Source organism: Bradyrhizobium guangdongense (genome assembly GCF_006483445.1).
Classification (GTDB): Bacteria; Pseudomonadota; Alphaproteobacteria; order Rhizobiales; family Xanthobacteraceae; genus Bradyrhizobium; species Bradyrhizobium guangdongense_A.
In genome coordinates, this window is record NZ_PPPT01000012.1 from 1 (window position 1) to 1,117 (window position 1,117).

Here is a 1,117-nt window from a genome sequence, read left to right on the forward strand (position 1 = left end):
GCCACCCTGGTCGGCGGCATGTTCAAGAAGGCCGGCTTCGATGCCGTCGACGTCAAGCTCGACCTCAACGCCTCGGAGATGCGCAAGGCGCTGCGTGAGTTTGGCGGCAAGACTAGGGATGCCGAAATCGCCGTCGTGTATTACGCGGGTCACGGCATCGAACTGGACGGGGTGAACTATCTGATTCCGACGGACGCGACGCTGGAGACCGATAGCGACGTTCTCGACGAAACGATTGCCCTGGATCGTGCGCTGTTCGCGGTCGAACCTGCAAAACAGCTCCGCCTGATCATTCTCGATGCCTGCCGCGACAATCCCTTTGCCAAGACCATGAAGCGGACGATCGCCTCGCGCGCGATCGGTCGGGGCCTTGCCAAGGTCGAGCCGAACAGCCCGAATACGATGATTGCGTTCGCGGCGAAGGCGGGCTCGACGGCCTCGGATGGCGACTCCAAAAACAGTCCGTTCGCGGCGGCTCTGGTCGAGCGGCTTCCGACCCCGGGGCTCGACCTTGGCAAAGCCTTCCGCTTTGTCCGTGACGATGTCTTGAAGACGACCGGCAACAAGCAGGAGCCCTTTGTCTACGGTTCGCTCGGCGGCGATGACATGCCGCTGGTCGCGGCGAAGCCGGTCGCGACCGGGCCGCAGGCCAACCCCGACAGCGAAATCCGCCGCGATTACGAGCTGGCGCTTCAGCTCGGCACGCGTGACGGATGGACCGCCTTCCTCAACCGCTTTCCGAGCGGCTTCTATACCGATCTGGCCAAGGGCCAGTTGAACAAGATTTCCGCCGAAGAGGCCCGCACTGCCGCTGCGGATAAGGCTCGGCAGGCCGAGGAGGAGAAGGCGCGGCTCGCAAACGATCGGGCGCGGAAGACCGAACAAGACAAGGCCGCGGCCGCCGCCAAGGCGGCCGAGGACATCAGGATCGCGGCCGAGAAGGCCAAGCAGGTGGAGGAAGCCAAGGCAGCCGCGGCCGAGCAGCGCCGGAAGGATGCGGAGGCCGCGGTGGCCAAGGCGCTGGCTGACAAGCAAGCCGCCGAGAAGGCGCTCGCCGACAAGATCGCGAACGACAAGGCGGCTGCCGAGCTGGCCGCAAAGCAGGCGGCCGAGAAGG

1 protein-coding gene is annotated in these 1,117 nt (G+C 65.3%); it reads left to right on the forward strand.

Translation table 11 applies throughout. From position 1 onward, the window contains the following. A partial coding sequence (locus tag C2U70_RS01760; RefSeq protein ID WP_140976143.1) for a caspase family protein occupies window positions 1-1,117 on the forward strand: 1,117 nt, incomplete at both ends.